Origin of the sequence: Iningainema tapete BLCC-T55, from assembly GCF_014698965.1 — a bacterium.
In the GTDB taxonomy this organism is placed as follows: Bacteria; Cyanobacteriota; Cyanobacteriia; order Cyanobacteriales; family Nostocaceae; genus Iningainema; species Iningainema tapete.
This window is the reverse complement of the sequence record NZ_JACXAE010000019.1, coordinates 1-852: the sequence shown is the minus strand read 5'-3', so window position 1 is coordinate 852 and position 852 is coordinate 1. Positions and strand designations below refer to the sequence as shown.

Here is an 852-nt window from a genome sequence, read left to right as displayed (position 1 = left end):
TAGGTTCTGTTGACAAACTGGATTCCCAAATCACCTGAACTCTGATTCAAGATAGCTTTTGCGGAGGCTATCGTGGCGCGTTTGTTGATGGAAGATGCCGAGTGGGTATTTTTCGAACCCTTTTTGATTGCCATTCGAGGTCGCGGAGGACGTCCCGCATCGGATCATCGCCGTATTCTTGATGCTGTGTTCTGGATCGCGCGCACTGGTTCGCCTTGGCGGGATTTGCCCGAAGAGTTCGGCAAGTGGTCCAGTGTCTATCGCCAGTTCCGGCGGTGGACCCTGGCAGGGCTGTGGGACATGATCCTGGAGGCTCTCAATGAGAGCGGGACCATGCCCGAACAAGTTCAGATGATCGACAGCACAATAATCCGGGCGCACCACTTGGCAGCGGGCGCAAAAGGGGGACTCAAAAAGAGGGTTTTGGCCGCTCAAAAGGTGGCTTTACGACCAAGGTCCACCTCATTACCAACGCTCACGGACTTCCTGTCAGGGCTGAGATAACCGGCGGTGAGGTCTCTGATTTCAAGGGCTTTGATGTTCTGGTCGATGATGATCTGCCCAATGCCAAAGTGTTCCTGGCCGACCGCGGCTATGACAGTGACCACATCCGCACGACAATCACCAATCGCGGCGGAACGCCTGTCATTCCAGGCAAGGCCAATCGCAAAGTCCCGATCCGGTTTGATGCCATCACATATGCTTTGAGAAACCGGGTGGAGCGGTGTTTCAACAAGCTCAAATGCTCACGCCGCTTCGCAACACGATATGACAAAACCGCCGCAAGCTACCTCGGCTTCATTCAAATAGTTGCTGCTCGCCTCTGGGTCAGAAGTTTGTCAACATGACCTA

The 852-nt window shown here is 54.1% G+C and carries 1 protein-coding gene; it reads left to right on the top strand.

Going from position 1 to position 852, the window contains the following annotated elements:
- The first annotated feature begins 87 nt into the window (after nucleotides 1-87).
- Nucleotides 88-848, top strand: a protein-coding gene (locus ICL16_RS04255) for an IS5 family transposase (RefSeq protein ID WP_202895407.1) whose coding sequence is annotated in 2 segments (ribosomal slippage) — nucleotides 88-397 and nucleotides 397-848 — 762 coding nt in all. Because the reading frame shifts where the segments join, the coding sequence is not laid out codon by codon here.
- Nucleotides 849-852 lie beyond the last annotated feature (4 nt).